This is a genomic window from Pseudoalteromonas sp. SR41-4, from assembly GCF_014163985.1.
GTDB lineage: Bacteria > Pseudomonadota > Gammaproteobacteria > Enterobacterales > Alteromonadaceae > Pseudoalteromonas > Pseudoalteromonas rhizosphaerae.
In genome coordinates, this window is the sequence record NZ_JACJEI010000009.1 from 82,585 (window position 1) to 108,120 (window position 25,536).

Annotated in this window: 27 protein-coding genes; 20 read left to right on the forward strand and 7 right to left on the reverse strand. The window is 39.6% G+C overall.

What is annotated here, in order from left to right:
* The first annotated feature begins 102 nt into the window (after nucleotides 1-102).
* The 9 genes from H5180_RS09580 to H5180_RS09620 all read left to right on the forward strand — a co-directional run bounded on the left by H5180_RS09580 (nucleotide 103) and on the right by H5180_RS09620 (nucleotide 5,930).
* Nucleotides 103-615 carry a hypothetical protein gene (locus tag H5180_RS09580; RefSeq protein WP_182758139.1) on the forward strand — a complete coding sequence of 171 codons (513 nt, stop codon included), beginning with the start codon at nucleotides 103-105 and terminating at the stop codon, nucleotides 613-615.
* A 127-nt stretch (nucleotides 616-742) separates the two neighbouring features.
* Complete coding sequence (locus H5180_RS09585) at nucleotides 743-1,285, forward strand: hypothetical protein (RefSeq protein ID WP_182758140.1); 543 nt, start codon at nucleotides 743-745, stop codon at nucleotides 1,283-1,285.
* A 455-nt stretch (nucleotides 1,286-1,740) separates the two neighbouring features.
* A complete protein-coding gene (locus tag H5180_RS09590) occupies nucleotides 1,741-1,998 on the forward strand; it encodes a type II toxin-antitoxin system Phd/YefM family antitoxin (RefSeq protein ID WP_145241243.1) in 258 nt (85 codons plus the stop codon).
* Nucleotides 1,986-2,285, forward strand: coding sequence for a type II toxin-antitoxin system RelE/ParE family toxin (locus H5180_RS09595; RefSeq protein WP_182739801.1), 300 nt, complete (start codon nucleotides 1,986-1,988; stop codon nucleotides 2,283-2,285). The genes H5180_RS09590 and H5180_RS09595 overlap by 13 nt, the downstream gene beginning before the upstream one ends.
* A gap of 315 nt (nucleotides 2,286-2,600) precedes the next feature.
* Nucleotides 2,601-3,116, forward strand: coding sequence for a hypothetical protein (locus tag H5180_RS09600; RefSeq protein WP_182758141.1), 516 nt, complete (start codon nucleotides 2,601-2,603; stop codon nucleotides 3,114-3,116).
* A 563-nt stretch (nucleotides 3,117-3,679) separates the two neighbouring features.
* Entirely contained in the window at nucleotides 3,680-4,675 is a 996-nt protein-coding gene (locus tag H5180_RS09605) for a fatty acid desaturase (RefSeq protein ID WP_145241236.1), read from the forward strand.
* Nucleotides 4,676-4,758: 83 nt separating this feature from the next.
* Nucleotides 4,759-5,136, forward strand: coding sequence for a VOC family protein (locus tag H5180_RS09610; protein WP_182758142.1), 378 nt, complete (start codon nucleotides 4,759-4,761; stop codon nucleotides 5,134-5,136).
* Nucleotides 5,137-5,186: 50 nt separating this feature from the next.
* Nucleotides 5,187-5,435 (forward strand): TIGR03643 family protein, encoded by a 249-nt coding sequence (locus H5180_RS09615; protein ID WP_145241233.1) that lies wholly within the window; start codon nucleotides 5,187-5,189, stop codon nucleotides 5,433-5,435.
* 87 nt (nucleotides 5,436-5,522) lie between these two features.
* Nucleotides 5,523-5,930: a GFA family protein gene (locus H5180_RS09620; protein ID WP_182718283.1), complete on the forward strand. Its 408-nt coding sequence runs from the start codon at nucleotides 5,523-5,525 to the stop codon at nucleotides 5,928-5,930.
* A 28-nt stretch (nucleotides 5,931-5,958) separates the two neighbouring features.
* Here H5180_RS09620 and H5180_RS09625 read toward each other — a convergent pair whose 3' ends face one another.
* Nucleotides 5,959-6,477 (reverse strand): carboxymuconolactone decarboxylase family protein, encoded by a 519-nt coding sequence (locus H5180_RS09625; RefSeq protein WP_182758143.1) that lies wholly within the window; start codon nucleotides 6,475-6,477, stop codon nucleotides 5,959-5,961.
* Between the two features lie 310 nt (nucleotides 6,478-6,787).
* On the opposite strand from H5180_RS09625, the gene H5180_RS09630 reads away from it, so the two are divergent.
* Complete coding sequence (locus H5180_RS09630) at nucleotides 6,788-7,681, forward strand: AraC family transcriptional regulator (RefSeq protein ID WP_145241227.1); 894 nt, start codon at nucleotides 6,788-6,790, stop codon at nucleotides 7,679-7,681.
* Nucleotides 7,682-7,689: 8 nt separating this feature from the next.
* Here the strand turns inward: H5180_RS09630 and H5180_RS09635 are convergent, their stop codons facing one another.
* Nucleotides 7,690-8,892 carry an MFS transporter gene (locus H5180_RS09635; RefSeq protein WP_259399560.1) on the reverse strand — a complete coding sequence of 401 codons (1,203 nt, stop codon included), beginning with the start codon at nucleotides 8,890-8,892 and terminating at the stop codon, nucleotides 7,690-7,692.
* A gap of 218 nt (nucleotides 8,893-9,110) precedes the next feature.
* Between H5180_RS09635 and H5180_RS09640 the strand changes: the two genes are divergently transcribed.
* The 5 genes from H5180_RS09640 to H5180_RS09660 all read left to right on the forward strand — a co-directional run bounded on the left by H5180_RS09640 (nucleotide 9,111) and on the right by H5180_RS09660 (nucleotide 13,804).
* The gene (locus H5180_RS09640; RefSeq protein ID WP_259399561.1) at nucleotides 9,111-10,853 is read left to right on the forward strand and encodes a VWA domain-containing protein; all 1,743 of its coding nucleotides are present in this window, start codon (nucleotides 9,111-9,113) and stop codon (nucleotides 10,851-10,853) included.
* A 180-nt stretch (nucleotides 10,854-11,033) separates the two neighbouring features.
* Entirely contained in the window at nucleotides 11,034-11,615 is a 582-nt protein-coding gene (locus H5180_RS09645) for a sigma-70 family RNA polymerase sigma factor (protein WP_182758144.1), read from the forward strand.
* On the forward strand, nucleotides 11,605-12,234 hold the full coding sequence (locus tag H5180_RS09650; protein WP_182758145.1) for a hypothetical protein: 630 nt from the start codon (nucleotides 11,605-11,607) through the stop codon (nucleotides 12,232-12,234). The genes H5180_RS09645 and H5180_RS09650 overlap by 11 nt, the downstream gene beginning before the upstream one ends.
* Before the next feature lie 86 nt (nucleotides 12,235-12,320).
* Entirely contained in the window at nucleotides 12,321-12,584 is a 264-nt protein-coding gene (locus tag H5180_RS09655; RefSeq protein WP_182758146.1) for a helix-turn-helix domain-containing protein, read from the forward strand.
* Nucleotides 12,585-12,586: 2 nt separating this feature from the next.
* Nucleotides 12,587-13,804, forward strand: coding sequence for a type II toxin-antitoxin system HipA family toxin (locus H5180_RS09660; protein WP_182758147.1), 1,218 nt, complete (start codon nucleotides 12,587-12,589; stop codon nucleotides 13,802-13,804).
* Nucleotides 13,805-13,829: 25 nt separating this feature from the next.
* Here H5180_RS09660 and H5180_RS09665 read toward each other — a convergent pair whose 3' ends face one another.
* The 3 genes from H5180_RS09665 to H5180_RS09675 form a co-directional block, all read right to left on the reverse strand.
* Nucleotides 13,830-15,884: a TonB-dependent receptor gene (locus tag H5180_RS09665; RefSeq protein ID WP_182758148.1), complete on the reverse strand. Its 2,055-nt coding sequence runs from the start codon at nucleotides 15,882-15,884 to the stop codon at nucleotides 13,830-13,832.
* Between the two features lie 65 nt (nucleotides 15,885-15,949).
* Nucleotides 15,950-16,807 (reverse strand): rhombotarget lipoprotein, encoded by an 858-nt coding sequence (rhlP, locus tag H5180_RS09670; RefSeq protein ID WP_182758149.1) that lies wholly within the window; start codon nucleotides 16,805-16,807, stop codon nucleotides 15,950-15,952.
* A 69-nt stretch (nucleotides 16,808-16,876) separates the two neighbouring features.
* Complete coding sequence (locus tag H5180_RS09675) at nucleotides 16,877-18,457, reverse strand: ATP-binding cassette domain-containing protein (protein ID WP_182758150.1); 1,581 nt, start codon at nucleotides 18,455-18,457, stop codon at nucleotides 16,877-16,879.
* A 382-nt stretch (nucleotides 18,458-18,839) separates the two neighbouring features.
* Between H5180_RS09675 and H5180_RS09680 the strand changes: the two genes are divergently transcribed.
* The 3 genes from H5180_RS09680 (at nucleotide 18,840) to H5180_RS09690 (ending at nucleotide 20,785) form a co-directional block, all read left to right on the forward strand.
* The gene (locus H5180_RS09680) at nucleotides 18,840-19,247 is read left to right on the forward strand and encodes a hypothetical protein (RefSeq protein ID WP_182758151.1); all 408 of its coding nucleotides are present in this window, start codon (nucleotides 18,840-18,842) and stop codon (nucleotides 19,245-19,247) included.
* A 102-nt stretch (nucleotides 19,248-19,349) separates the two neighbouring features.
* A complete protein-coding gene (locus H5180_RS09685; RefSeq protein ID WP_145241208.1) occupies nucleotides 19,350-19,682 on the forward strand; it encodes a hypothetical protein in 333 nt (110 codons plus the stop codon).
* A 14-nt stretch (nucleotides 19,683-19,696) separates the two neighbouring features.
* Nucleotides 19,697-20,785: an endonuclease/exonuclease/phosphatase family protein gene (locus H5180_RS09690; RefSeq protein ID WP_145241206.1), complete on the forward strand. Its 1,089-nt coding sequence runs from the start codon at nucleotides 19,697-19,699 to the stop codon at nucleotides 20,783-20,785.
* An 87-nt stretch (nucleotides 20,786-20,872) separates the two neighbouring features.
* On the opposite strand, the gene H5180_RS09695 is transcribed toward H5180_RS09690, so the two are convergent.
* Nucleotides 20,873-22,249 (reverse strand): NAD-dependent succinate-semialdehyde dehydrogenase, encoded by a 1,377-nt coding sequence (locus H5180_RS09695; RefSeq protein WP_145241204.1) that lies wholly within the window; start codon nucleotides 22,247-22,249, stop codon nucleotides 20,873-20,875.
* Nucleotides 22,250-22,439: 190 nt separating this feature from the next.
* On the opposite strand from H5180_RS09695, the gene H5180_RS09700 reads away from it, so the two are divergent.
* Complete coding sequence (locus H5180_RS09700) at nucleotides 22,440-23,471, forward strand: nitronate monooxygenase family protein (RefSeq protein WP_182731819.1); 1,032 nt, start codon at nucleotides 22,440-22,442, stop codon at nucleotides 23,469-23,471.
* Nucleotides 23,472-23,519: 48 nt separating this feature from the next.
* Here H5180_RS09700 and H5180_RS09705 read toward each other — a convergent pair whose 3' ends face one another.
* Entirely contained in the window at nucleotides 23,520-24,041 is a 522-nt protein-coding gene (locus tag H5180_RS09705; protein WP_182758152.1) for an NUDIX hydrolase, read from the reverse strand.
* A 153-nt stretch (nucleotides 24,042-24,194) separates the two neighbouring features.
* On the opposite strand from H5180_RS09705, the gene H5180_RS09710 reads away from it, so the two are divergent.
* Nucleotides 24,195-25,535 (forward strand): sigma-54 dependent transcriptional regulator, encoded by a 1,341-nt coding sequence (locus H5180_RS09710; RefSeq protein WP_145241198.1) that lies wholly within the window; start codon nucleotides 24,195-24,197, stop codon nucleotides 25,533-25,535.
* The last annotated feature ends 1 nt before the right edge of the window (nucleotide 25,536 follow it).

The following is a 25,536-nucleotide window of genomic DNA, read 5'->3' on the forward strand; positions in this document are numbered from 1 at the left end:
TAATTTGTTAAAACTGTGTAATGTATTAATGTGAGTGTGGTCGGAGTAGAAAGATCCGCCCTTCGCGCACTATAAAATTGTTAGGGCTGCAAGGAGGGTTTTGTGGATTATTTGATACCAAAAGATTTGCCTTATGAATTCTTGAATTCACTTGGTATATCAACGGTTGAGCGAGTTTCTATTGAGCCGTTCAGTGGTAGTAAGAAGGTTGAGTGCTACAACAACGTTCTAAAATTCTTAGAGACAAACAGCGGTGATATCCAATTTGGTTGGTCATTTTCTCAACTTGGGAAGATAGTCCTTAAACTTACGGGTCATGTTGTCATAAAGCTTCCTGATGGCTCATTCAAGTGTGTTACTCCTTCTGAACATGAAGTTTCTGAAATTTACTTTTACCCCGACAACTCCATTATTACTTCGGTTAATGAGTCGAGGCTTCCGGCGAAAGTATTTGCGCTCGTGGAAAATGAAACAGTGAGTCGTTTCGTTAAACTTGAAAACCTTCAAAATAAAATGAGGCTAGAAGGTAATGAGCTTGCTATTAAGCTAATCATGCATGAAAAATACCTTCTTTCAAGTAAGCTCATCGAGACTTTCAATGCCTATAACGAGTAGTGAAGCCCTAACAAACGCATTAACAGGGACAAAAAATTGTTGGTTTTTTGCTCCTTCGTCGCTAATTATAGCCAACAATTTTTAGCCCACTATGCGGACGTTGGCACGATAGCCTTAGAGTTTCGATATGAATATAGAAGTCACATTGATAATTGGACTTGTAGTCGTTATTGCTTTCTTTTTTCTTATTCAGAGGAAAGAAAACAAACCTGATCAGCTACAGGCTAGCAATTGTGAATCAAGTGAAACTCGTTCTCCGAAAAAATATGAGAAGGTCTCATATTCAAAGGAGCATCGTGCATTAATTAATAAGCCGTATAGCATGCAATGTAAAACAGAGGTGTTTACACTTGCCGAGCTTGAAATTATTAATAAATATGGAGCATGGTTAAGCGCTCTTGCGTCAAATCAGATTAATCCTGAAACCAAAGGTCAAAAGCTATTTGTAGAAGAGTGTCAGCGCTTCAGAGCACTTAATTTGAAGGAAATGCTTTCTTATTTTAGCAATCGTGATAAGGGTGGTTCAATTCAATCTGTATGGTTTAAGTATCTTTGTCGTTTAAAATTTGAAAGAGACAATCCAAGTATTATCAACGATAAAATAAAAGTTGATTGGGGTTGGCAAGGGCCACCAATAGAGTCAGGTGAATATGTTTTCTTTTCCAGATAGAGCATATAACACATATGAGCCTTAACTCTGTCAATAGGCACTAGTATTCTTTCTGACCGTTTTTATAAATGGACGGTCAATTTTAAATCAATAAACAAATTCGTTTACTTCGTCTGTCGATATGGCTGTTAAGCAAGTTGCTTACGGCAAACACATATAGGCGTGTTACGCAGTAATAGATTATTGCGATCTCATCGCAGCCAGGTTTTTCCCATATCCTTTTGGGGTCGCTGGGGCACTACGACCAAATGGATTTAGAAGGTAGAGCGAAGCAGTATGCCAGAGCCGAGACATTCATCGGTTAACTTCATCATGGCACTACTCAAGAGGGCTGGTTTCCTCAATCGAATATGTCAGTCTAGTTTAGTTTAATTTTAATCTACATGCTCGTTAGGCGTGTTTCCTAAATTGCTTACTCAGTGCTACTATAGTGATACATTTTTGTGGAGGTTATTATGAGAGTAGAGTTAGTAACAACATTGAAACGCCAAGCGACGAAAATATTATCTGAACTGCATTTAACTAAAGAGCCCGTATTAATCACCGAACATGGGCAACCGTCAGCGTATCTTGTTGATGTTGATGACTTCGAATTCATGCAAAAACGTATGCAAATCCTTGAGGCGTTAGCTAAAGGCGAGCAGGCAATAAGTAGAGGAGAAACTATGTCTAATATTGAAGCTAAAGAGAAAATGAATAAATGGCTGAAATAATCTGGACAAATCCTGCTCTGGAAGATCTAAACGATATCGCTGAATATATTGCATTGAGTAACTTGCTGTCAGCTAAAAAGTTGGTGGCGAAAATTTTTGCTAAAGTTGAACGCCTTGAAGAGTTCCCTGAATCAGGGAAAACACCGATTGAACTATCAAATCTGAATTACCGTGAAGTGATAGTTAATCCTTGTCGTATATTTTACAAAATAGACAATGATAAGATTTTTATTTTACACATAATGAGACAAGAGCGTGATTTACGTAAGTTCTTGTTGCAAATGTAGCTTACACTAATCGGGTAGCCTGAGCTCTTTCAACATCACCCATATGCGCTTATTATTTACAGTAAGTGCAGTGGGCGGTTCATATCCTGTAATCAAGATGTACTGATAAGGCTAGGCACTTACCGCCTAAAATAAGACACTCAAACACTTGTCAGACCTTCCAAAACGCCAATTAAAACAGCAGCAAATCGTCTTTTATATTTTACGTGAAAGCCAGTTGTCGATTGAATCAAAATAGCAACTGGGCTATGGTTAATGCATCAATAAAAATAAATTAAAAACGAGTTATTCTACAGCCTCGTTAGAGTTTTCTGTATGTCTCTTGTAAACGGAATTCCAATTTCAGAACTACTAAAGGTTCTTAATCTTATCTTTGAAGATGATGTTCTTATTTACGAAGCTTATTCAGATTTCGATAAAGAAATACAAATTTTTTCTAATCGGAAGGATTTGAATGAATATGCTAATTTCAAACTATCTGAGAATGACTTTAGGTGTAAAGATATCAACTTGACTCTCCACTACTCTGACACTGGTGGGGAGGTTTACATTGAGAAACATGATTTGGTTCCAGATAAGTGTGATGGTGCTACCTATAGATATACAGCAGATGGCTGGGGCACAATCAATTTCAATATTTTTATTGAAGGAGATTACTTCGTGTTGTTTTCGCTTCATGCAAGAGATAAAAAGGAAGCAAAAGAGTGGCAGGATACTTATCCAGAGTTTGGGTCTTTTTTAGTTTGGGAATGGAAAAATGTCAGTAAGCATTTAAAAAGACTAGAGACGTCATACAGTGCAATTCATAATAAGTTGGCAAAAAAACTCTAACAAGTCGATTATGTTCGCCCAACAATTTGGGCTGAGACTGCAAACCCGCGCGCCATATCGAAGAAAAACAGCATCAGGTCTTACATCTTGCATTTTATTATAAAAGTCAAAAAGAAAGACCTGCCGACGGAACCATGCGAAGGTTATAGTCTCTGAAAAGGCAAAAGCTATCCCAACTTGTCAGCTAGTGATTCAAATTACTCATGCTCTAAATATCAACCGTGGGAAGCTGAAGCGTTTGAACTAGAAGATAGAGTAAGAGAAGCTTTATATAACAGGATCCCAGAATTAAAATGCTAATAACAAGCAATTAGGATCGGCAACGTCCGTTCATGACACTCTGTCGCCATAATAATTCTTACAGGTCAAAAGACTGCTATTTTAATTTAAGTCGATTTAGCTACGGCTAACTTAACCAATTGTAGTTATATTAAAAAAACATGCTTGACTTAAATTAACGGCACTTTTATTTTTTCGTTGCTCGTTGCTCGTTGCTCGTTGCTCTAGCAGCTTTTTATTTATTCGGGTATCATTTGCGCAACTTTGATTATCAGTTGCTATTTATGACCACGTTAAGTGCCAAGGAAAATATTCAAGCCATTGTTAAGGCGATTAAAGCTGAAGAAGCTAAGCTTCGTCAAAAGCACCCGTTATTAGCCCATCAGAATACTATCGGGATGGCTATTTTATTATTATCACTCAGTGCGTTAATTGGGGTTGGTGCACTTTATTACTTCGCTATTATCCCTGCGTGGCTGTGTATTATTTTAGCAGCCATTGCAGCGTCAATTTCCCACGAGCTTGAACACGACCTGATCCATAAACAGTACTTTAGTAACCAGCCTTTTCTACATAACTTTATGATGCTAACAGTGTGGCTAATGCGCCCAAATACTATTAGCCCATGGTATCGCCGTAAAATGCATTTACATCATCATAAAGTGTCGGGTACTGAGCAAGACTTAGAAGAGCGCTTAGTGGGTAATGGCATTAAAAAGCCATTGTTACGGGCGTTGGTAATTGTTGATGGCTTACTCGGCTTGTTAATTAACGCTAAACGTTTTAGTAAAGAAATCAAAGGGTTTAGCTTTTTTAAGGTATTTAACGCAGGGTTTCCGGTTACCACAGCGTACTTTGCTATTTTATACAGCGTAATTGTGTTCCATTTAGTTGATTTATTTACCCCACTTGCGGCTAATTCGCCGGCGTTGTTGCTGGACACTATGGCGGTGTTTGAGTTTTTAATGGTGGTGTTGATTGTGCCTAATATTGTACGTTCAAGCTCATTAAATTTTGTGACTTCATCAATGCATTACTATGGCGGCGTTAATAACATGCTGGAGCAAACGCATGTTATAACGAGTCGCTTGTTTGCACCGTTTAACTTGTTTTGTTTTAACTTTGGCCATACCCATACAATTCATCACTTTGTGCCGAATCAACCGTTTTATTTACGCCAAATGATCAGCAAGAAAGTGCTTGAGGTAATGAAAAAACACGGTGTTCGCTTTAACGATTTTGCTAGTATCAAACAAGCAAATCGCTATCAAGCTTCTTAATATCAAGATACCAATTACTAATTGACCTCAAGTTAAGTTAAGGTTTTAAAGTCGTTATCTAACTCAATATTTAGGTAACGACTATGAACCTTAATCAAATCACTTTACCCGTCTGTGACATCGAAAAAGCAAATCAATTTTACCTGGCCATGGGCTTTACACAAATTGTAAAAATGGATCATTATTCACGCTTTGAGTGCCCTAATAAAGCTACATTTTCTTTATTATTAACCGATGATGTGTTTAGTAATGGCGCGGTTATATATTTTGAAAGCGCAGAACTAGAAAAGTGGGTCGCCTCCTTAAAAGCTAAGGGCTTTGAGTTTGAATCAGTGATCACCGAGCAGCGTTATTTATGGCGAGAAGCTGTGTTAAAAGACCCATCAGACAATAAAATTAAACTTTATTGGGCGGGGTGTAATCGGCTGAATCCACCATGGCGAGTTGAAATTACAGATTGATCGTATTCTTGCTATGTCGGGTATAAAGATATTTTGTAAAAGAGTCTGTTATGTTTGATAGTAGCCAAGTGTCTAGAATTATCGAGATGGCATGGGAAGATCGCACGCCATTTGAAGCCATTGAAAACCTTTATGGTTTAAATCATTCCCAGTTAGTTAGTTTTATGCGCGACAATATCTCATCGGGTTCGTTTAAAGTCTGGCGCAAGCGCCATGCTGGCCGTACAACAAAACATTTAAAATTACGCAATCCCGCTATTATGCGCAGCCACTGTAAAACCCAGTATAAAAACCGTTAATGACCTAAACGTTTGTTGAAAATACAAGGGAAGTTGGCGTAAAGTGATACCACTTTAGTTAGTTAAAATTCTATGTAGGGATCTTAAATGCAAATTACCGGACGTTGTCATTGTGGTGAGGTTACTTACCATGCTGAAGTTGATGAAAATAAAGTAATAAATTGTCATTGTACTGATTGCCAAATTATCGCAAGTTCCCCATTTCGAACTGTGGTTATATCACATCCTAACGCGGTTACGTTTACTGCAGCTGCGCCGAAAGAATATATAAAAACAGCCGAAAGTGGTAATAAGCGTGCACAGGGATTTTGTGGCAATTGCGGCACCTCTTTGTATGCAACGTCAGTCGGTGATGGCGATAAAATTTATGGCCTACGTATTGGGGCTATTGAGCAGCGTGAGCAACTTATTCCTAAAGCACAAATTTGGTGTCGTTCAAGCCCATCTTGGTTAAAAGAGCTAAACACTATAACTGGCTTTGATACTGTGCCTTAAGCGTCTAATTTCGTAATGTATATTACTACTATGCGCGCTCTAACAATTTTGCAAAAGATAAATTAGCGCGCATTGCTACGTTTATATCTGCTTTAATAGCCAGTGAATTGATCACGGCATTTATGTGTGCTGCTTCAAATTGCGAATCAAGACATGTAACTAAATGGGCTTGAAGCAGAGCTTGAAAATTATCTTCCACTGCCAATGCCCCCAGCTTTATTGCCAAGTAACAGTGATGAGAAAGCCTGCTTTGGGCGCTGTTTATTTTAGTCGTGGATAGGTGTTCAATTTCTTGCTCAACCAATGCTGTACGATTTGGCTGTCTTTGCAAACATATTTGTTTTAGCACGTTTAGGCTATTTAACGCCCGAGGGGCACCAATGTAGGTAACCATATAAGAAAATGCACTATTAAGCTCATCAATGGTATGTCCTTTATCTAAGGCTTCGTTCAACAAGTTTTTTAGACGATATAACTCCCCCATTGCTGCAAGTGCGGCAATAGCTGCAACAAACGGGTATTTTGTGTGGTTATTTACTTTAAGCATAATGTCTCTTTAAAAATTAAATTGTTAAAAAGCAAAAATATCGCAGTAGGTAAGCTTTACCTTAGGCTGCTTAATTTGCTGTTTAAAATAGTGCGTAGAGAAGTGAATTATTTGGGTTTTTATAGTGATAACCTGTCAGCGCATTAATATGCCTGAGCGAATATTTATTATTACTGATAATGGCTAAATGTGTTTGTTAAAACCAATGTGTTTTTTGCCTAAAACAACAGATAGTGATTGTTTTTAATATTTATGAGTGTGCTTAGTGCTAAGCTTTGATTAAAGTATGATGAGATCAAATTAAAACGCGATGACTAGTAAACAGACCTTAACCGAATCCGTGTTAGCAATTGCTACACACGATGGTATTTTTAACACTCAGATAGATGCGCTTAAATTAGTACGTCGCAGCAATGTGTCTGAGCCTATGCCATGTGTTTATGGGCTTGGTTTAGGCATAACTGTGCAAGGTGGCAAGCGTGTTACCTTGGGCGAAGATATTTATGATTATGCAGAAGGACAAACATTAGTTGCCTCTGTTGATGTGCCAGTTGTAAGCCATATTACTTCAGCGTCTATACAACGCCCTTTTTTAGGGTTGCACTTATGTATCGACAGTAAAGTTTTAGGTCAAGCAGTTGCTAATATGGATTTTTCATCTCAAGATTGTGTAGCTCGTCAATGCGCTATGTCGGTAGTCGATGCTGATGAGGGCCTTTTAGATGCTATAAATAGGCTGATTAAATTATTAAACGAGCCTAAGCTGCTTTTGCAACTAGCCCCTTTAATCCAAGAGGAGATTGTTTTTCGGTTATTACAAAGCCCACATAGTTATCAATTAAGGCAAATAGTAACCGCAGGATCCGCTAGTCAAAAAATAGCTAAAATTTTATATTGGTTAAAACAAAATTATAAAGATGATTTTTCGATAGTTGACTTAGCTGCTGAGGCGCATATGAGTGAATCAACGTTTCGCCAGCACTTTCGAGAAGTGACTAAACTCAGCCCTTTGCAATATATCAAGAATTTACGTTTACAAGAGGCGAGGCAATTAATGCTGAATCAGCGCCTTGATGCGAATACGGCTGCTTTGCAAGTGGGCTATGAAAGCGCCTCACAATTTAGCCGAGAGTACACCCGATTTTTCGGTCGTCCTCCTCTTAAAGATATAAATGCATTGCGTTTAAGCAATGCATTTATTTAGGCATGTAGTTAGGTATTGCTGTCACTTCTCATGGTGATATTACGTCCACCTAAATAACCAAATACGGCGCACAATGCACTCGCAAAAGCACATAACCATAAGGTGGTTGTCCAATTGCCAAAGTAGCTATGTAATGAGCCTGCGATAATCGGCCCAGAGGCGGCAAGTAAATAGCCCAAGCACTGTGCCATGCCTGAAAGTGATGTAGCCTGACGGGTGTCATGAGTACGTAAGCTAATAAACGATAAACCTAAAATAAAGCAGGCGCCTGAGCAAAATCCTAAGGTGACTGCCCACAAAGAGGCAAACTCAGGTAAATAGAGCAGCCCAAGTGAGCATGTTGCGGCTATTAGTGCTAACAAGCTGGTTAAAATACGTTGATCTTTAAGCTTTGCCAGCAGTGGTATTAAGATAATGCCAGGCACTGCAGACGCTACTTGAAAGGCACCTTGTAGCGCACCCGCATGCTGAGCTGTATGGCCACCTTCAAGCAAAATGCTCGGCAACCAACTAATCATAATATAGGTAAAAAATGAATTTAATCCCAGCAGTAAGGTAATCTGCCACGCAAGCGCCTCGTGCCATACTTTGTTGGTGTTGACACTCGCCAGTAGATCTTTTGTTGGCTTAGTATGAAGTTTTAACTGTGGTAGCCAAATAACAATACTCACTAGGGTAAGTAAGCCATAACAAGCAAGGGCTAATTGCCAGCCGATACTTTTATATTCAGCCAGCGGAATAATAAGCGCGGCATAACTACCACCAAAAATTCCCATTGCTAGTACGTAAGTAGAGGTCATCACTGCCACTTTATGTGGGAAGTCGCGTTTAATTAAGCTCGGTAACAGTACGTTACCAATTGCGATACCGATGCCAATGACTGCTGTACCTAAGTAAAGCATTGGCATAGAGTCAATTAGCCGCGAAGCCAAGCCCAAACCAATCAGAATAAGCGCAATAAACAGTGATATTTCTAAGCCTTGTTTTTTAGCAAGACTTGCCGCCATCGGGCTGGCTAAAGCAAAGGCAATTAACGGCAGTGTTGTGAGCATACCGGCTTGCGAAGGGCTTAAGTTAAAGGTCAAAATTATTTGCTCAAGCACAGGAGCAAGCCCTGTAACGGGGGCGCGTAAGTTAGCGGCAATAAAAATAATGCCTAAAATTAAAATCGCAGTGGAAAATAAAGTCCGTTTAATTGGAGTTGAATACAAAACTAAAGTCACCAAGTAGATGGCAGGTAGCGTAATTATACCCCAACGCAACTGACGTTGATATTAAATTGCCAGCTGATTACTCTTTAAATTTGAATAACTTATTCTTAACAATTCCTTGTTCAGCAGGGTATTTTAAAAATAATTAACCCCACTTTTTATAGTCATCCGTTAATAACCTTACTAATTACGAATTTAATAGATAACAAGGTGACTTTATGAATAACAAGATTACTAATGCCCAGCAGGTTAATTTACGTTTAACTATGTTGAGCCTTGCGGTGATAGTTAGCTTAACTGGCTGTGAGCAAAGTGCGCCACATGAGGTTGATAAACAACAAAGCCAAGTAAACAACGCGGCGCCAATTAATCAAACCGATGAGCAGCAATTGGAGCTGCAAGCTCAAAAAATACAGATGCAACATGCCGTAAGATATACGGCAATGCCACAAGGAATGATGCATGAAAGCGTTGCTATGCCGCGCTCTGAATTACAGCTACAGCCGATGCCACGGACTCCAATTGATGATGTAGTCGTAGTGTCAGAGCAAGATCGTGAAAATTATTTAAAATCCCAGCAAAACCCAGTAAAACAAGTTGGTACTGAACCGGTTTCAACCTTTTCAATTGATGTTGATACGGGCAGTTACAGCAATACTCGGCGTATGCTCAATATGGGGAAATTACCACCTAATGACGCAGTGCGTGAAGAAGCTTTTATTAATTATTTTGACTACGATTACAGTGCACCCAATAGCATAGCTACACCTTTTAATGTTCATACCGAGATGGCAACAGCTCCTTGGAATGAGCATCGGCAACTGTTAAAAATTGGCATTAAAGGTTTTGAGATTGAAAAAGCCGATTTAAAGGCAGCGAATTTAGTGTTTTTACTGGATGTATCTGGCTCTATGAATGCACCAAATAAGTTACCCTTATTAAAAACCAGTTTAACCATGTTAACTAAACAATTAGATGAAAATGATTCAGTTGCCATTGTCGTGTATGCCGGTGCCGCAGGCGTGGTTTTGCCAGCAACGAAAGGCAATGATCAACAAACTATCAGCGCCGCGTTAGATAAACTGGCAGCAGGCGGCTCAACTAATGGCGAGCAAGGTATTGAACTGGCTTATCAAATTGCGGCCGAAAATTTTAAAAAAGGAGGTATTAATCGGGTGATTCTAGCCACTGATGGCGACTTTAATGTGGGCACCCAATCAATCGATAAACTCACAGAGCTGGTGGCATCTAAGCGCAAGACGGGGATTGCCTTAACTACTTTGGGATTTGGCCAAGGTAATTATAATGATGGCCTAATGGAGCAACTGGCGAATATAGGTAACGGCCAGCATGCTTACATAGATAACATAAACGAAGCACGCAAAGTACTGGTCGATGAACTCAGCAGTACCATGCAAATTATTGCCAAAGACGTAAAAGTTCAAGTGGAATTCAATCCACAGCAGGTGGCTGAATATCGTTTAATTGGTTATCAAAATCGCGTACTCGCTAATGAAGATTTTAATAACGATAAGGTCGATGCCGCAGAGTTAGGGGTAGGGCATAGCGTGACTGCGCTGTATGAAATAACCTTAGCCAACTCAGATCGTAAACAAATTGATGAGCTGCGTTACCAATCTAAAGAAGACAAAAAACTGGCTACCAGCAATGAACTCGCCTTTGTAAAAGTGCGTTATAAACAGCCTGACGCTGAGCAAAGTAAGTTGATCACTCAAGCTGTTGCAACACCTAAAGGTGAGCTGCCTTTATCGCAAGCCAGCCAAGACTTTAAATTTGCCGCCGCAGTGGCTGGTTTTGCGCAGTTATTAAAAGGTGCAAAATATATCGGAGACTGGCAGTATGAAGATTGCGCTAAATTGGCAACCGCTAACAAAGGCATAGACACATTTGGCTATCGTAGTGAGTTTGTGCAACTCGTTAATAATGCTGCGGCACTGTGATACCAATCAACTTAAATATTTAGTCATTCTAGCGCGCTAAATAAAGCGCTAACTGTGTTATAAATTTCTCAAATAGAACAACTATATGTCAAAGTTTATGCCTTGTTATCACTCTATTTATATGTCGCTATAAATGACTAATAACTTAACACGATTGGTATGATTTAAGTAAAGGATGTTATGACAGAACTAGCTGATGAGCAATTAATGTTGAGTTATGGACAAGGTGATGTACAGGCTTTTACCCAGCTGTACCTACGCCATAAAAATAGCTTATATCGTTATTTTTTACGCCAGTGCGCAAACCCGCAAGTGGCTGAAGAGCTTTATCAAGAAGTCTGGAATAAGCTGATAAAAGCGCGCTCACAGTATCAAGTGAGCGCTAAGTTTACCACTTGGTTGTATCGTATTGCGCACAATGAATTGATTGATCATTACCGCCGCACTGGTACGCAAAACAAATGGCTAGACGGTGATAATCAAGACATTGAAATTGCCGAATTTGCTGATCATAACAGTCGACCAGATGCTGAAAAGCTCGAGCAGGCTCAGCAAGCAGCGCAGTTAAAAGTGTGCCTAGCGCAATTGCCACGTGAGCAAAAAGAGGCGTTTGTACTTAAACACGAAGCTGATTTTACCCTCAAAGAAATTGCCGAATTAGTGGTGGAAACAACTGAAAATATCAAAAGCCGCATTCGTTACGCGCAAGCCAAGCTAAAGCAATGTATCAAGTATAAAATGGAGACTAACAATGAGCGATAAGTTAACCGATCATGATATTGCTTCACTTTATAAACGTGGTGCAACGGAGCAACCAAGCTTACAACTTGATGAGCAAATATTACAACATGCAGCTGATGAGGTTGCAGATAATAACGTAACCCCGATTCACAAACCTAAGCGCTTTTATCAAACTTGGTATGGACAATTATCGACTGCGGCATCACTGGTGTTAGTCGCGGTTTTATATATGCAAAATACTACTCAGTATCTTAAGCCGTCAGAGGCAATGAATGAGCTACAAATTTTAGCCGATGAACAGACTGCTTTAGCACCTGCAGCCTCGCCTGAAATGATGCAAAACGAAGTGCTAAAACAAAAGCAGCTAGAGCAATTAAAGCAAACTCAAAGGCTTCAACGCAGTACACAATCTTACATGGCAGGACGGCAATTTGAGCCGCAAATCATGACCGCTAAAAGCGAAGTCTTATTAGAGCTTGAAGTGATCACCGCAGAGGTAGCTAATAAATTTAAGCATATAGATAAACTACTTACTGATGGCGAAACAATCGCCGCTAAAGCTCAGCTGGCTGAGTTATTAGTAGCGCACCCAGAACTCAAGGTGCACTTAACTGAGCAATATAAACAGTTATTACAGTAAAAGGTAATCTAGTTATGTTCGCTATATAGCTATATTTTTTGTTTTATACTACCATGTTCGCTATATGGCGATTTTTGGTGGCTGCGATGAATAGAATAGAAATAGGAAAAGCGCTTGCTCAGGCGCGAAAAGAAAAACAACTAACACAACGAGAAGTGCAAAAATTGACGAACATTAATAAAAGCACACTATCTGAAATTGAAAACGGTAAATTTACAGGATCATTGGATATCCTTGAGCGTTATGCTCATTATTTAGATTATGAGTTAGCAGTAGTACCTAGGGCTTCGTCTAAATCACGGTTACCTCGTTGGGATGAAGTAAACGAGCTTTTTAGTGAGGATAGCTAGTGATGGCTTTTAACCTACCTGAAAAAGTACAAAAGTTAACAGTGTGCATAGATGACAAAGAGCTGGGCGTGCTAACTCATGATGCAATACACGATTATAAGCAAACGCAAAATGAGTTTAATCTATCATTAACTATGACTGAAAAAGGCATGGATGATAGTTACCGTTCTGGCGCATTACACCCTATTTTTGCGCAAAATTTGCCTGAAGGGCATAACCGTAGATACATTGCACAAAGGCTTGCTCGTTACGCCAAAGTTAACGACATGTACTTATTAGCTTTGCAAGGAAGTGATGGTATTGGCATGTTATCTTACCAAGGTGACTTTAAATTACCGCAAGTTGATAGCGTGTCACTTAACGATATTCTTACGTACTCGCATGCACAGCCTTTATTTCCGCAGTTATTAGAAAAATACTATCTCAGGAATACCTTGTCAGGAATGCAACCCAAAGTAAGTATTCCAAGTGTTGAGCGAACAGTTCATCAAAAAGATCTGATCGTAAAATCATTTGATGAAGAGTTTGAGCTGCTTACTGTTAATGAATATGTGTGCATGCAAGCAGCTAAATATTGCGGTCTAGCACCGCCAAATACGTATTTATCTGATAACCTTGAAACATTTGTGATTGAACGCTTTGATCGTGGTGAAAGTGGCACTCAGTTGCTAGGTTATGAAGACTTTACAACTTTGATGAAGCGCTCTTCAGATCCCGATGAAAAATATCGAGGAAGTTACGAAACCTTACTGAAAGCAACCTATTTGTACACGAATAATATGCTCGAAGTTGAAAAAATGTATAAGTACATCGTTTTCAGTTGTTTAATTGGTAACGGTGACGCCCATCTTAAAAATTTTGCGCTGCAGTACACACCAGATATGAGCAATATTATTGTTTCTCCACCTTTTGATATTACTCATACATTAATTTATCCAACCATCAATAATAAAATGGCACTTAATATTTGTAAGAGCAAAGAGTTTCCAGACTGTGAGCACTTAATTAAGCTGGCTAATCAAGGTCATATCGTAATTAGGAATGCGCAAGAGATTGTTGAATCGTTAGCTCAAGGGGTTATAGAGTATGTTTCAAGGTCACAAGAAGTCTTGCTCTTAAGTGGTTTAAAAGAGTCGATTTTAGCTGGAGTTGATAAAGTGATGACTGCAACTTACAACTCAAAATCATATCGCCATGATAAAAAGAAAAAGTTTGAGTAATAGCAGAAATCACTTAATTCAATATTTACCAAGAATAACTTGCTGAGAACATTATATTACGCCCTCGCCCAGGAAAATAACGGTCGCCAGTAAAGCTGGTGTAGTCGGCACGCTCTGCATAGGCGGTATCAAATAGATTGTTAATGCGCGCGGTTAGTTTCAATTGTTTAGTCAGTTGCCATGCAGCGCGTAAATTTAGTAAGTCATGGCCTGCGTAACTGTGTTGGTTTTCAGGATCGGTGAAATAGTCACTGACATGATGCCACTCAATAGCAATTAAGGTGTTATTGGTGACTTGCCAGTTAGCTTGTAGGTTGGCGATATTACGCGGTGCTGTGTCTATGTCGTTACCGTTAATGTTTACTCCAGATAAAACTTGGTTATAGTCGTAGGTGTGCACCGCATGGCTTGCTGCTAGGGCAAGTTGAATCGACTGAGTAAGTTGATAATCAAGCTCAAGTTCAATACCTCGGTGCTGAGTTTGGCCATCATTAATGGTAAAAAAGTCACTGTCGCGAAAGATCACGTTTTGTTTATTCATCGCATACGCAGAGACCACATAGTGCAGTTGTTGGTATTGCCCTTTGAGGCCCACTTCTAGATTGTCTGCTGTTTCAGATTCGAGATCAGCCACTTGTTGTTCGCGCTGTAGCTGATAAAGTTCAGCCGCTTGCGGCGCACGGTAACCGCGAGATAGGTTTGCATATAAATAATTATCAGCACTTAATTGATAACTCAGGCCAAGTTTAGGTGATGTATTGGTAAAGGTATTCTTACTACTTGGCGGGCGCGAGTAACGACAACCGCCAAATCCACATTCGCTGCCATTCTCGTCAGTGCGACCAGCCAGCATATTATTGGTGTAGTGGTAATCAAGCTGCTCAAAGCGTGCGCCTAAACTGATAGCGAGTTGCTGCCATTGCCAATCAAGGCTAATAAAAGGCGCGATAAGCGTACTATTTACATCGTAATCGTAATGCTTACCTTGTGGCACAGTTGCTACTAAAAATGCTGAACCTTGAGTTGGCTCGTCTTGATATTGCAAAAAATCTGCACGGGTGTATTCGCTGTCTAGCCCTAAATTAACAGTTAATTCGTTTGAATACGCATGCTGCCAAAGTGATTGCACGCCAACGCCATTTTGGCTGTTTTCTTCAAGCGGTGTGCCCGGTAAAAAATGCTTAAAGAAGGTCATACTTTGATTGCGCACATACGGGGTAATGGTTAGCGTATCTTTTGCTGTTTGCCATTGTGTTTTTGACCAAAGCCGAAATGAGCGGGCTTTTCTAAATGCATCAGGATCAAAGTTTTGCTGGGCTATTTCATCGTTTTTATAGCTTTCAAAGCCTTCAATAAATCCGGCAGTTTTTTGATCTAAGTGGGTATAGCTCAATCCTGTTGTGACGGATAGATCATCACTTGTATAGCGATGGCGCAGATTGAGCTTTTCTTGGTCTACGCTTTCATCATCACGGTATCCGGTATCGCGAGTGATACTGGCATTGATACCAAATCCTTGATTGCCTAAATCTTTTCCGCTGCGCAGTTTGAATCGGTTGTAACCGTAAGAGCCTAAATCAACGCCGAGCAAATGTTCATCAGAAGTGGTATCAGGGGTGATCACATTAATTACGCCATGCACAGCATTTGAGCCGTAAAGGGCAGAGCCTGGGCCTTTTAAAACTTCAATACGCTGCGCCATTTCGGTGTGCGCTTCAAACAATTCGTTAATATTGCAAAAGCCTGCCGCACGCAGGGGGATGCCATCTTCGGCTGTTAAAATACCGCCACAGGCGCCAGCGCCAGAAAGCACCGGAGAGCGCAGTGCGGGCAAATATTCTTGACCGTTACCATGTTGCACATTGGCACCTGCAACTTGCTTTAACACTTGCTCGATATGGGTCGGTGCGATTAAATCTAACTGTGCTTTAGTGATGCTGCTTATTACTAAAGGAAGAGGATCGGCGCGTACCTCAGCACGAGATGCTGTAGTGGTAATGCGTTCAATGTCGTTTTGCGCGGCGAAAGAATTAAAGGCTGTAGGTGTGATCAGCGCCAGAGATAATAATCGAGAAAGCATGAAAGCCCTTTATCTAAGATATTTCAAAAGGGCAGGATATAACCTTTTTTAGGAATTCTAAAGCTTTAGCGATAAACGCTTGTTAGTTTAATGTAGAGCTGTTTAGTTATTTGCTCGTGTTGTTTTAAAATTAACATAGCAGTTAGTAACATTAATAAGAAATATAAACTGCCACCACTGCTGCCGTCTTTATGATTAACATTGGCTATTTTGTCTTCTTTGACACGGGTTTTAAATGAACCAAGTTCAGCATCTAAGTTTGTGATCATGTCATCAACAGCTAAGCTAAAGCTGCCTTGCGACTGCTCGTTTAAGGTTTCATCAATACCGATGGCTGTACTGCGTTGCTCTACTTTGTTAATTCCCGGAGCTCGAAACAGCATTTTTCTACTTTTCACATCGAAAACAGCTGTATCAACAAAAGTTTGTACGGTGTTTTCGTTGCCAGGAATAACGTATAACCCCACAATTGTTAAATATAAGAATGCAGCATTATTTTCGAGAGTTTGTGATACTTGGTCATATGATACCAGCGCAATAATATCAACGTCATATAATCTAGATACTTGCTCAAGAGTGGTAAATCCTTGACCTCCTTTTAAATAACTACTAGGAATAACTTCAATACGGTCAATGTAGTCATATTGCATAAACTGTTTTTTTACTTTCTCAAGCAAGGCGATTTCGTCGTTACTGCGAATGCCAGAGTCATATTGGTTAGGAATAAATGCAATACCTACAGTGGCAGGTAAGTTGAGTGTTGGCACGCTTGGTTGATGGGCTTGGCGACTTTGTTCATCAGGGTATAGAAAATCCACCAAGCTACTTGAGCGCGTTTTTTGATTCGCATTTTGGCTGAGCATAGTGCTGCAGCCAGCTAACGAAGTAATTACAATCACCAAAACCAATTTTAGAGTTTTCATATTATTCCTTTTTATAATTAAGTGATCCGATGAGTTTGAACCTTGAACGATGAAAAAGTTCTCACTGTGCTATTTTAAGATAATGTTAGTTAGTACATTAGATTGCTTAATAAACTCCTCATCGTGGCTCACCAATATAAAGCTGCCAGTAAAATCAGCCAGATTTTGCGCAAGATATTGCTTGTTAGCCAAGTCTAAGTGGTTATCGGGTTCATCGAGTAACAATAAATAGTGCTGCGCATTTTGCGCCGCTATAAGCATGGCTAATTGCATTTTCTCGCCGCCGCTTAATTGACTAATTGGCCGATAAATATTCTCTCCCTTAAAGCCAATATTCGCAAGCAAATGGCGTACTGTTTGTTGTTTTAGCTGACAGTGTTTTTCTAATGCATTACATAAAGTGTCTGTTGCTCCTAAAAAAGAGCTGTGTTGATCGATATAAAGCACTTTACTATTTAATTGAAGCGCTGTTGATACTGGTGAATTTGCCGAGTCATTAATCATCCGGAGTAATGTTGACTTACCGCTGCCATTGGCTCCTTTTAGGTGTAACTTATCACCACTAAAAATTTGCAGGGTGATTGCTTTATTAGCGCTTGAAAATGGCAAAGTAAGTTTTTCAATAAATAGTAGGCGTTTATTGCTAGTCGGTTGCGTAAACTTTACTGTTTTAGCTTTACTATTTGGTAACTGCTGTTGAAGTGTTTGGCGTTTTTCGGTTAGGGCTTTGCGTTTGGCTGAGGCTAGCCGCTCAGAAGCGCCTTTACTTGCTTGGGCACTGTTTTTCTTAAAGTCTAACATCACTTTTGGTTGGCTGGTGGTGTTACGTTTTTTATTACCTTGTGCTGCTCTTTGTTGGGCTTTTTCACGATTAAGCTGGGTTTGCTGAAGGTGTTTTTGTCGCTCCTTGTCAAGATTATTAATTTGCTTTGTAAGCGCAGTTTGTTGCAGCGATTTCTGTTGGCTAAAATGCTGATAGTTACCCGTTTCATAATGAACACCTTGGCTGCTGAGCTCAATAATAGCATCGCATTGATTAAGTAATTGGCGGTCATGACTTACTACAATTACTTGCCCTTTAAACGCATGTAATTGGTCAATTAGCCATTGCTTTGCTGATTGGTCTAAATGGTTACTTGGCTCATCTAAAATCAGTAAATCAGGCTTTGTTTGCAACGCGCAAAATAGCATTAAACGCCGCTGTTGACCGCCGCTTAAATGCTTAATTGGCTGGTTTAATGAGGTATCAATAGCAAGGGCTAAAAGTTGTTGTTTGTAATATTGCTCGCATAACCAATCATCATTGATTAGGTTAAAGTCAGCTTCATGGCAGCTTCCTTGTTCAATACGATTAAGGGCGGCTAACTTTTTATCAACTCCTAATAGTTGTGCAATTGTGGATGACGATGTTTGAAGGTGCTGCTCACTTAATTGTTGTTGTGAAATAAGCACGCGAGTACCACTAAATTCAACATGTCCCGTACTAGGTTGTTGTTGGTTTGCCAATATACTCAACAATATTGATTTACCGCTGCCATTAGCACCAATGATCGCGGTGAGCTTTTCATTTATTGAAAAACTAAGTTGTTTAAATTGAGTTTGGCCATCAGGGTGTTGATAGCTTAAATTGTGGATGTGTAATGTATGCATAATGCCTCTGGAGTGTTCAGGGCATGGCGCGCAAAGCAATTAAAATTAACTAGGTATCGTTAAGTCGATAGCAAGATATATGACGAATTTTGCGCCCACTAACCCTGTAAATTCAAAAAATAAAACGAATTTCAACAGGTGTTAGTTATTCATTAATGCGCAAACTCCAGTAAGGTAAGTGAGTTAATAATATACGAATATGTTGTGAGCTGTCAGCCAGTTTTTATTATTTATTCTCTTTAATATAGCTAACTAATTGTTTGTTAAAACACAAAACTGTAAGCACTCACTACCTTTACAAAGTTTACAATTCATTTCATCTTTCATTCAGGCTGACTTGTTAGGCTTTAATTATTCACACAGATTATGCTAGGAAGTAGCTATGAATAAATTAATCCCCCTGTCTTTGGCTGTACTTGGTTTGAGCCTATTACCGTTTGCAGCAAATGCTAAGCACGAGCGCGAACATGATCGTTATGAACATCGCCATGAGCATAAAAAGCACAGTAAAAAGTACCATAAAAAATATTATAAAAAACACCATAAGTCAGCAGATTATAAAAAGTTGCCGCCGGGTTTATACAAGAAAGTAGGCTACGGGCATGGCTTACCGCCGGGTTGGTATAAAAAATATCATCGCGGCGATCGCCTTGATAGAGATATTTACCGCCGTGGTCGAGTTGTTGAGCGTCATGACCGAAAGGGGATAATTTTACTGGAAGTTGATGATCAGCTAATTCATTTAGTGCATGACACTCGAGAGATTCTCTCTATTGTTACTCGTCACTAAATTTTTACCAAGTCACAACTTGATGTAGGGTTATTTAATTTACTTCATAACGAGTTCATGAATTATTGCTATTCTTTAAATGAACTAAATAGGGAGTAAAATATGAAAGCACTTCTATCTACTGCTTTGCTTGGCTTAGTACTTTGCAGCGGCGCAGCTTTTGCAAAAAATGATAACCATGACAAAGACAAAAATAAAGGTAAAGGGAGTTTACCGCCAGGATTACAAAAAAAAGTTGATAATGGTGGTCAATTGCCTCCTGGTTGGCAAAAAAAGTACCACAAAGGTGACAGATTAGATTACGATATCTATCGCCATGGTCGAGTAGTAAAACCGATAGACCGTGATGGTCGTATTACGATTGAAATAGACGATACCATCATTCATATGGTGCATGATACTCGCGAAATTTTGTCAATTTTAAGTCGTTATTAATAAAGGATTATTGAATGCTAATTGTGCTGGTAAGTATATTAAGTGTGTTATTAGTTGTGACACTTTTACCTATGTCTTTCAGCCAGCATTATTTAATTCGTAGTTGCGACTTTGTTCGTTTACAGGTTTTTTATCTTGCATTGGCTGGGTTGCTTTTAGGTGTTTATTTTGCATTAAGTGGACTATCGCCTTTGGTTGTATCGTCGCTAATCATGGCAACTGTAATTTTGCTTATTCAAGGTAAATGGATATATCCTTATACTTGGCTTGCTAAAAAAGAAGTGGCGCAAAGTCCCGCAGGCAGTGGGCATAGTATTCGTATTATGTCGGCTAATGTGTTGATGTCGAACACTCGCTACCAAGACTTAATAGATTTAGTCCATGAACACCAGCCAGATTTACTTATTACGCTTGAGTCAGATACTAAATGGCAACAGCAACTTGCAGCCATTGAAGAAGATTATCCATACAAAATATTTTGCCCGAAAGATAATCGCTACGGCATGCATTTATACAGTAAATATAAGATAAAAAAACAACAAGTATGTGAGCTTGTAGAAAACGATATTCCCTCAATTCACGTTCTATTTGAGACTGTAGAAGGTCTTGAAGTACAAGGTCATTTTATTCATCCTGCTCCTCCAAGTCCTACTGAAGAAGATACCTCTAGGCCACGAGATACCGAACTTATTTTGCTTGCTAAGGCTTTAAAGAACAACAAACGTCCAACAATTGTTGCTGGCGATTTAAATGACGTTGCTTGGTCAAGAAGTACCCGTTTATTTATGGAAATCAGTGACTTTTTAGACCCACGCAAAGGCCGAGGTTTTTTTAATACCTTTCATGCTGGGTATTTCTTTATGCGCTGGCCGCTTGACCACTTATTCCATAGCCATGGCTTTACTGTTAAACGTATAAAAAGGCTAGAAAAATATGGCTCGGATCATTTTGCTCTTTTAACTGAGTTAGTGCATAAGCCTGATAATAGTAACCAGCAACTAGATGACGACATGGATATTCAAAAGGCGGTTAATGAATTGCAAATGGAGAATACTTCTAGCCGAGAAGTGCCTACCTTTAATGATGAAGTAAGTAAAATATAGCTAATAACCGTTATTGTACACTTAACTTATTTAGTCATAAAAAAAGGGCCAATTAAGGCCCTTTAGAGTATTTTTTATTAGGAGTAGTTAGCTATTAATCATAATCGCTTTAATATTAACAAACTCTCTCATACCAAAACCGCCGTGCTCACGACCATAACCACTGTCTTTAACACCACCAAATGGTAAGTTTGGCTGGGCCAGCCCATAACCATTTATGTTAACCATACCGGTATCAAAATGCTTTTTAGCAAGCTCAATGGCTTTCTTTTCATCTTTACAAAGTATGCCGCCACCTAGACCATAGCGAGAGTCGTTGGCAATGCGCATCGCATCTTCGTTATCTTTGGCTTTGATAAGTGAAGCGACTGGGCCAAATAATTCATCGTCATAGGCCGGCATGCCGGGAGAGAGATTCTCAAGTAATGTGGCTGGATAGAAATAACCCGTTTGCTTAGGTATTTCGCCACCAGTCACAATAGACGCACCAGCCTCAACTGATTGCATTACTTGTTTATGAATTTTGTCTCTTAAATCCTCGCGTGCCATTGGGCCAAGATCGGTGTTTTCATCCATAGGATCGCCAACTATTAAGGCGTTAAATTGCTCTGTTATGCCTTTTTTAAACTCATCGTATAAGGCTTCAACAACCACAAAACGTTTTGCAGATACACAAGTCTGACCATTATTGATCATCCGTCCTTGCAGGCAGGTTTTAATTGCCAGCTCTAAATCTGCATCATCAAGTACTAAGTAAGCGTCGTTACTACCAAGCTCTAGGACAGTCTTCTTCACGTGTTTACCTGCTTGCTCAGCCACTTTTTTACCAGTGCCATCACTGCCAGTAAAGGTAACACCACGGATTGCTTTATGGCTAATAAGCTCGCTGGCTGTTTTACCGTCAATCAGTAAATTTTTAAATACATGACTAGGGAAACCTGCATCGGAGAACATTTCTTCAATTTTTTCAGCCATACCAAACACGTTACTAGCATGTTTAAGTACTGCCGTATTACCAGCCATAATGTTAGTCACGGCATAACGAATTACTTGGTAGAGAGGAAAGTTCCAAGGTTGTATGCCTAGTAACACACCTGTCGGTTGATATGTAATTATAGCGCGACCGTTTTCCATAGGGCGTTCTTCATCCGCTAATATCGTTTGGCCATGTTCGGCGCTGTAACGACATATAGCTGCACAAAGCTCTACTTCTTGTAGACCTTGATTGTATAATTTGCCCATTTCTTGAGTCATCAATGTTGCTAGTGACTCTTTTTGTTGCTCGAATACATGTGCAAGTTTGTTTAAATACTTAGCACGATCGGTCAATGAAATATGGCGCCACTCTAAGAAAGCCTCATGACTTTTATCTATCTCATTTTTTGCTTGCTCTAGGTTAAGCAATGTATAGTCTGCAATAGTTTGTTCAGTGGCAGGATTAATTGTCGTTACTGTGTTAGTCATTTTCATCTCCTTACAAATAATATTGAGTAAAGGAGTGCAAAGCTAACGCCAACTCTGCGCTAAACTATTTAATTATTTTAAGTTGTTGCTATAAAACAGCTTTTAATTTTTTCATTATTATTTTTACTCAGCTATTATTTTTGTATCGGTAAAAAGTTCTGGTGGCTGAAAAAGTTACAAGGAGTATGTTGTGGCGTTATCTTTTTTTAATACGCATTTAGCGCTTATTCAAGCGCCGATGGCGGGTGTGCAAGATTTTCGTTTAGCTGCTGCGGTGAGTAACGCAGGTGGTTTAGGATCATTACCCTGTGCAATGCTCTCAAAACAACAGTTAGTGAGCGAGCTTGATAAACTGACTCAAGCGACCAGTAATCCCTATAACCTTAACTTTTTTTGTCATACGGTCGGTGATTACACCAGCCAACAAAAGCAGCAATGGCATAATTTGCTAGCGCCTTATTTTGATGAGTATGGTATTGATGCTGAAAGTTTACCTGCAGGGGCTTCTCGTCAACCTATTAGTCAATCGGTTGTTGATATTATTGCCCCTTATAAACCCGCGGTGGTAAGTTTTCACTTTGGTTTACCTGAGCAAACGATTATGGCGCAAATCAAAAGCTGGGGCACTAAAGTGATTTCAACCGCTACCACTTTAGATGAAGCTATTTGGCTGAGTGAAAATGGCGCTGATGCTATTATTGCGCAGGGTTTAGAAGCAGGAGGCCATCGAGGGCATTTTTTATCAATGGATTTAAGTCTGCAGCAATCAACTGTGCAATTAGTTCAAAACTGTGTGGCACGTCTTTCTTTACCTATTGTTGCCGCAGGCGGTATTGCAACCGCTGATGATGTAGAGCAAATGCAAGCTTTAGGTGCAGCCGCTGTGCAAGTCGGGAGTGCTTACTTATTATGTTGCGAGGCACAAACTTCAGCGCTTCATAAGCAAGCAATTTTAAATCAGAAAACGGATAATACTGCGCTTACTACGTTATTTTCTGGTCGGGCGGCACGAGGCATTCAAAATCGTGTAATGGATGAGTTAGGCGCTTTGGCTATAGGTGTGCCTGAATTCCCTCATGCCAGTACCGCGATAACGGCACTTAGAGCAAGCGCTGAAAAAGCAGGGCACGATGATTTTTCACCACTTTGGTGTGGCCAAAAGCATGTCCCTCGTGTAGGTATGTCGGCAGAAGATATCACCTATTTACTTATGAAAAAGTGATTGGTTTAAATTGAATCAAAGCCCTAACTTATTACTGCGTGATAGTTATCAATAATTAGTAATATGTTTGGCAATCTCTTTTAGTAAATAGGTTTCGCGAATGATTGATAGCCCTTGTTTTTCACTGGTTGTCAGCGTTCGCTCATTATGAGCAATGGCATCATAAATATTAACCCATTTAGCAACCATGCCATTTTGTTGCTCATAATGTTCTAGTTGGGCTTGCCCTAATTGCTCATCGATACTACAAAAATAGCAGTAAGACTTTATATGGATCACTGCATAATCATCTTTATACCAAGGGCGGTATTCTTCATAAAGGCCAAACTCACCGAGTACTTTGATGTTTTGTGCGCCAGTTTCTTCTTGTAGCTCGCGGATTAATCCTTGCTCTATGCTTTCACCTTCATCAATGCCGCCGCCAGGCAAGCTGAAATCTTCATAGCGGGCAGTGTACATTAATAAAATATCAGTGCCTTTTAAGGCAATAGCACGGCTCGTTAGGCGAGTAAATTGACGTGGTTCGCTGGCACTCACACTGGGATGAACGGTGCTTTTAAGTAAGCGCATCAGAATGTTCCTTAAAATTTAATTTAAAAATTATATCTCAAAAAAGATCTAAATCTATTTAGACAGCGTAAATTTTCAGTTAAGCATCGATTTTGTAGAATAAGGCAGTTAAGATGTTAGGCTGGGCAATGATAACAAGCATAGGGATTTATCATGTTAAACATACTGTTAGTTGATGATGATAGCGAGTTTAGTGATGTCGTTTGTCATATCGTAGAGTTTTTAGGACATAACATTAATACTGCTGCTAATTTAGCAGAGGCTGAGCAGTGGTTTGTAAATAATACCTTTGACCATGTATTGTTAGACTTTATGCTGCCTGATGGAAGTGGTTTACACTTGGTTGAGCACCTTAAAAGTATTGGTCAAAAACCAAAAATAACCCTTATTTCAGGTCATCCTTCAGTCAAAGGTAAGTTGGCTGAAATGTGTGAGCCTAACGTTGGTCATCTAGTTAAGCCCTTGCAGCGCGAAGATATTGAGCGCCTTCTCAACCCTAAAAAAACCACGGCTAAGAAAAAAGCCGAGCCAAGTATTAAAAAGCATTTTGGCACCTTAATAGGTGAATCGCCGCAAATGCAGCATTTGTATACCATGATTGAGCGCGTTGCTAACACCAACGCCAACGTAATGTTAATGGGTGAAAGTGGTGCTGGTAAAGAAGTTGTCGCACAAGCGATTCATAATGCTAGCGCATGTACAGGACCTTTGGTGGCTACTAACTGCGGTGCGTTATCGAAAGAACTTATTGGTAGCGAATTATTTGGCCATGAGAAAGGGGCTTTTACTGGCGCTATTGCCCGTAAAGATGGGGTGTTTGAACAAGCAACCGGCGGAACATTATTTCTAGACGAAGTGACTGAAATGCCAATAGATATGCAGCCTAATCTATTGCGAGTGTTAGAAACTAAAAAAGTAACCCGAGTAGGTGGCAGTAAAGAAAGTGCGGTAGATTGCCGAGTTATTTCTGCGACTAACCGCTCATTAGAAGATTTAGCGCAAAATAATGTTATTCGTGAAGATATCTACTTTCGGTTAGCGGTATTTCCTATTGATATTCCACCACTGCGTGAAAGAAAAGAAGATATTGCCTTATTAGCCAATGCTTTTTTAAATCAATTAAATGAAGAAAATAATACCGACTTTCAATGGCAGACGGCACAATTAAAGTTACTTGAAAGCTATGATTGGCCAGGTAATGTTCGAGAACTGCGCCACGGTATTCACCGTGCTTTTATTATGAGTGATCCAAAAGGTAAAGCGATTACTTTGCCAGATAACTTAGAGTCACCATTTTCACGAGTGAATAAGCAAACTCAAGCAAATCAAGTGACTGCAGGGCAAACTATTGAAGAAGTTGAAAAAGAGCTGATCCACGCTACGTTGGATAAAGTACAAGGCAATAAAACGCTTGCAGCACAAATGCTAGGTATAAGTACTAAAACTTTATACAACCGTCTAAATGCCTATGGTGGCATTGGCGAATATAGCTAAA

Bases quoted from the DNA above. Each gene is read 5' to 3' on its own strand.
- H5180_RS09620 (WP_182718283.1), top strand. From the start codon at position 5,523: ATGCAAATTACCGGACGTTGTCATTGTGGTGAGGTTACTTACCATGCT.
- H5180_RS09615 (WP_145241233.1), top strand. From the start codon at position 5,187: ATGTTTGATAGTAGCCAAGTGTCTAGAATTATCGAGATGGCATGGGAA.
- H5180_RS09625 (WP_182758143.1), bottom strand. From the start codon at position 6,477: ATGCTTAAAGTAAATAACCACACAAAATACCCGTTTGTTGCAGCTATT.
- H5180_RS09675 (WP_182758150.1), bottom strand. From the start codon at position 18,457: ATGCATACATTACACATCCACAATTTAAGCTATCAACACCCTGATGGC.
- rhlP (WP_182758149.1), bottom strand. From the start codon at position 16,807: ATGAAAACTCTAAAATTGGTTTTGGTGATTGTAATTACTTCGTTAGCT.
- H5180_RS09650 (WP_182758145.1), top strand. From the start codon at position 11,605: ATGAGCGATAAGTTAACCGATCATGATATTGCTTCACTTTATAAACGT.
- H5180_RS09595 (WP_182739801.1), top strand. From the start codon at position 1,986: ATGGCTGAAATAATCTGGACAAATCCTGCTCTGGAAGATCTAAACGAT.
- H5180_RS09590 (WP_145241243.1), top strand. From the start codon at position 1,741: ATGAGAGTAGAGTTAGTAACAACATTGAAACGCCAAGCGACGAAAATA.
- H5180_RS09630 (WP_145241227.1), top strand. From the start codon at position 6,788: ATGACTAGTAAACAGACCTTAACCGAATCCGTGTTAGCAATTGCTACA.
- H5180_RS09695 (WP_145241204.1), bottom strand. From the start codon at position 22,249: ATGACTAACACAGTAACGACAATTAATCCTGCCACTGAACAAACTATT.
- H5180_RS09645 (WP_182758144.1), top strand. From the start codon at position 11,034: ATGACAGAACTAGCTGATGAGCAATTAATGTTGAGTTATGGACAAGGT.
- H5180_RS09710 (WP_145241198.1), top strand. From the start codon at position 24,195: ATGTTAAACATACTGTTAGTTGATGATGATAGCGAGTTTAGTGATGTC.
- H5180_RS09585 (WP_182758140.1), top strand. From the start codon at position 743: ATGAATATAGAAGTCACATTGATAATTGGACTTGTAGTCGTTATTGCT.
- H5180_RS09690 (WP_145241206.1), top strand. From the start codon at position 19,697: ATGCTAATTGTGCTGGTAAGTATATTAAGTGTGTTATTAGTTGTGACA.
- H5180_RS09685 (WP_145241208.1), top strand. From the start codon at position 19,350: ATGAAAGCACTTCTATCTACTGCTTTGCTTGGCTTAGTACTTTGCAGC.
- H5180_RS09660 (WP_182758147.1), top strand. From the start codon at position 12,587: ATGGCTTTTAACCTACCTGAAAAAGTACAAAAGTTAACAGTGTGCATA.
- H5180_RS09640 (WP_259399561.1), top strand. From the start codon at position 9,111: ATGAATAACAAGATTACTAATGCCCAGCAGGTTAATTTACGTTTAACT.
- H5180_RS09705 (WP_182758152.1), bottom strand. From the start codon at position 24,041: ATGCGCTTACTTAAAAGCACCGTTCATCCCAGTGTGAGTGCCAGCGAA.
- H5180_RS09680 (WP_182758151.1), top strand. From the start codon at position 18,840: ATGAATAAATTAATCCCCCTGTCTTTGGCTGTACTTGGTTTGAGCCTA.
- H5180_RS09665 (WP_182758148.1), bottom strand. From the start codon at position 15,884: ATGCTTTCTCGATTATTATCTCTGGCGCTGATCACACCTACAGCCTTT.
- H5180_RS09605 (WP_145241236.1), top strand. From the start codon at position 3,680: ATGACCACGTTAAGTGCCAAGGAAAATATTCAAGCCATTGTTAAGGCG.
- H5180_RS09600 (WP_182758141.1), top strand. From the start codon at position 2,601: ATGTCTCTTGTAAACGGAATTCCAATTTCAGAACTACTAAAGGTTCTT.
- H5180_RS09610 (WP_182758142.1), top strand. From the start codon at position 4,759: ATGAACCTTAATCAAATCACTTTACCCGTCTGTGACATCGAAAAAGCA.
- H5180_RS09655 (WP_182758146.1), top strand. From the start codon at position 12,321: ATGAATAGAATAGAAATAGGAAAAGCGCTTGCTCAGGCGCGAAAAGAA.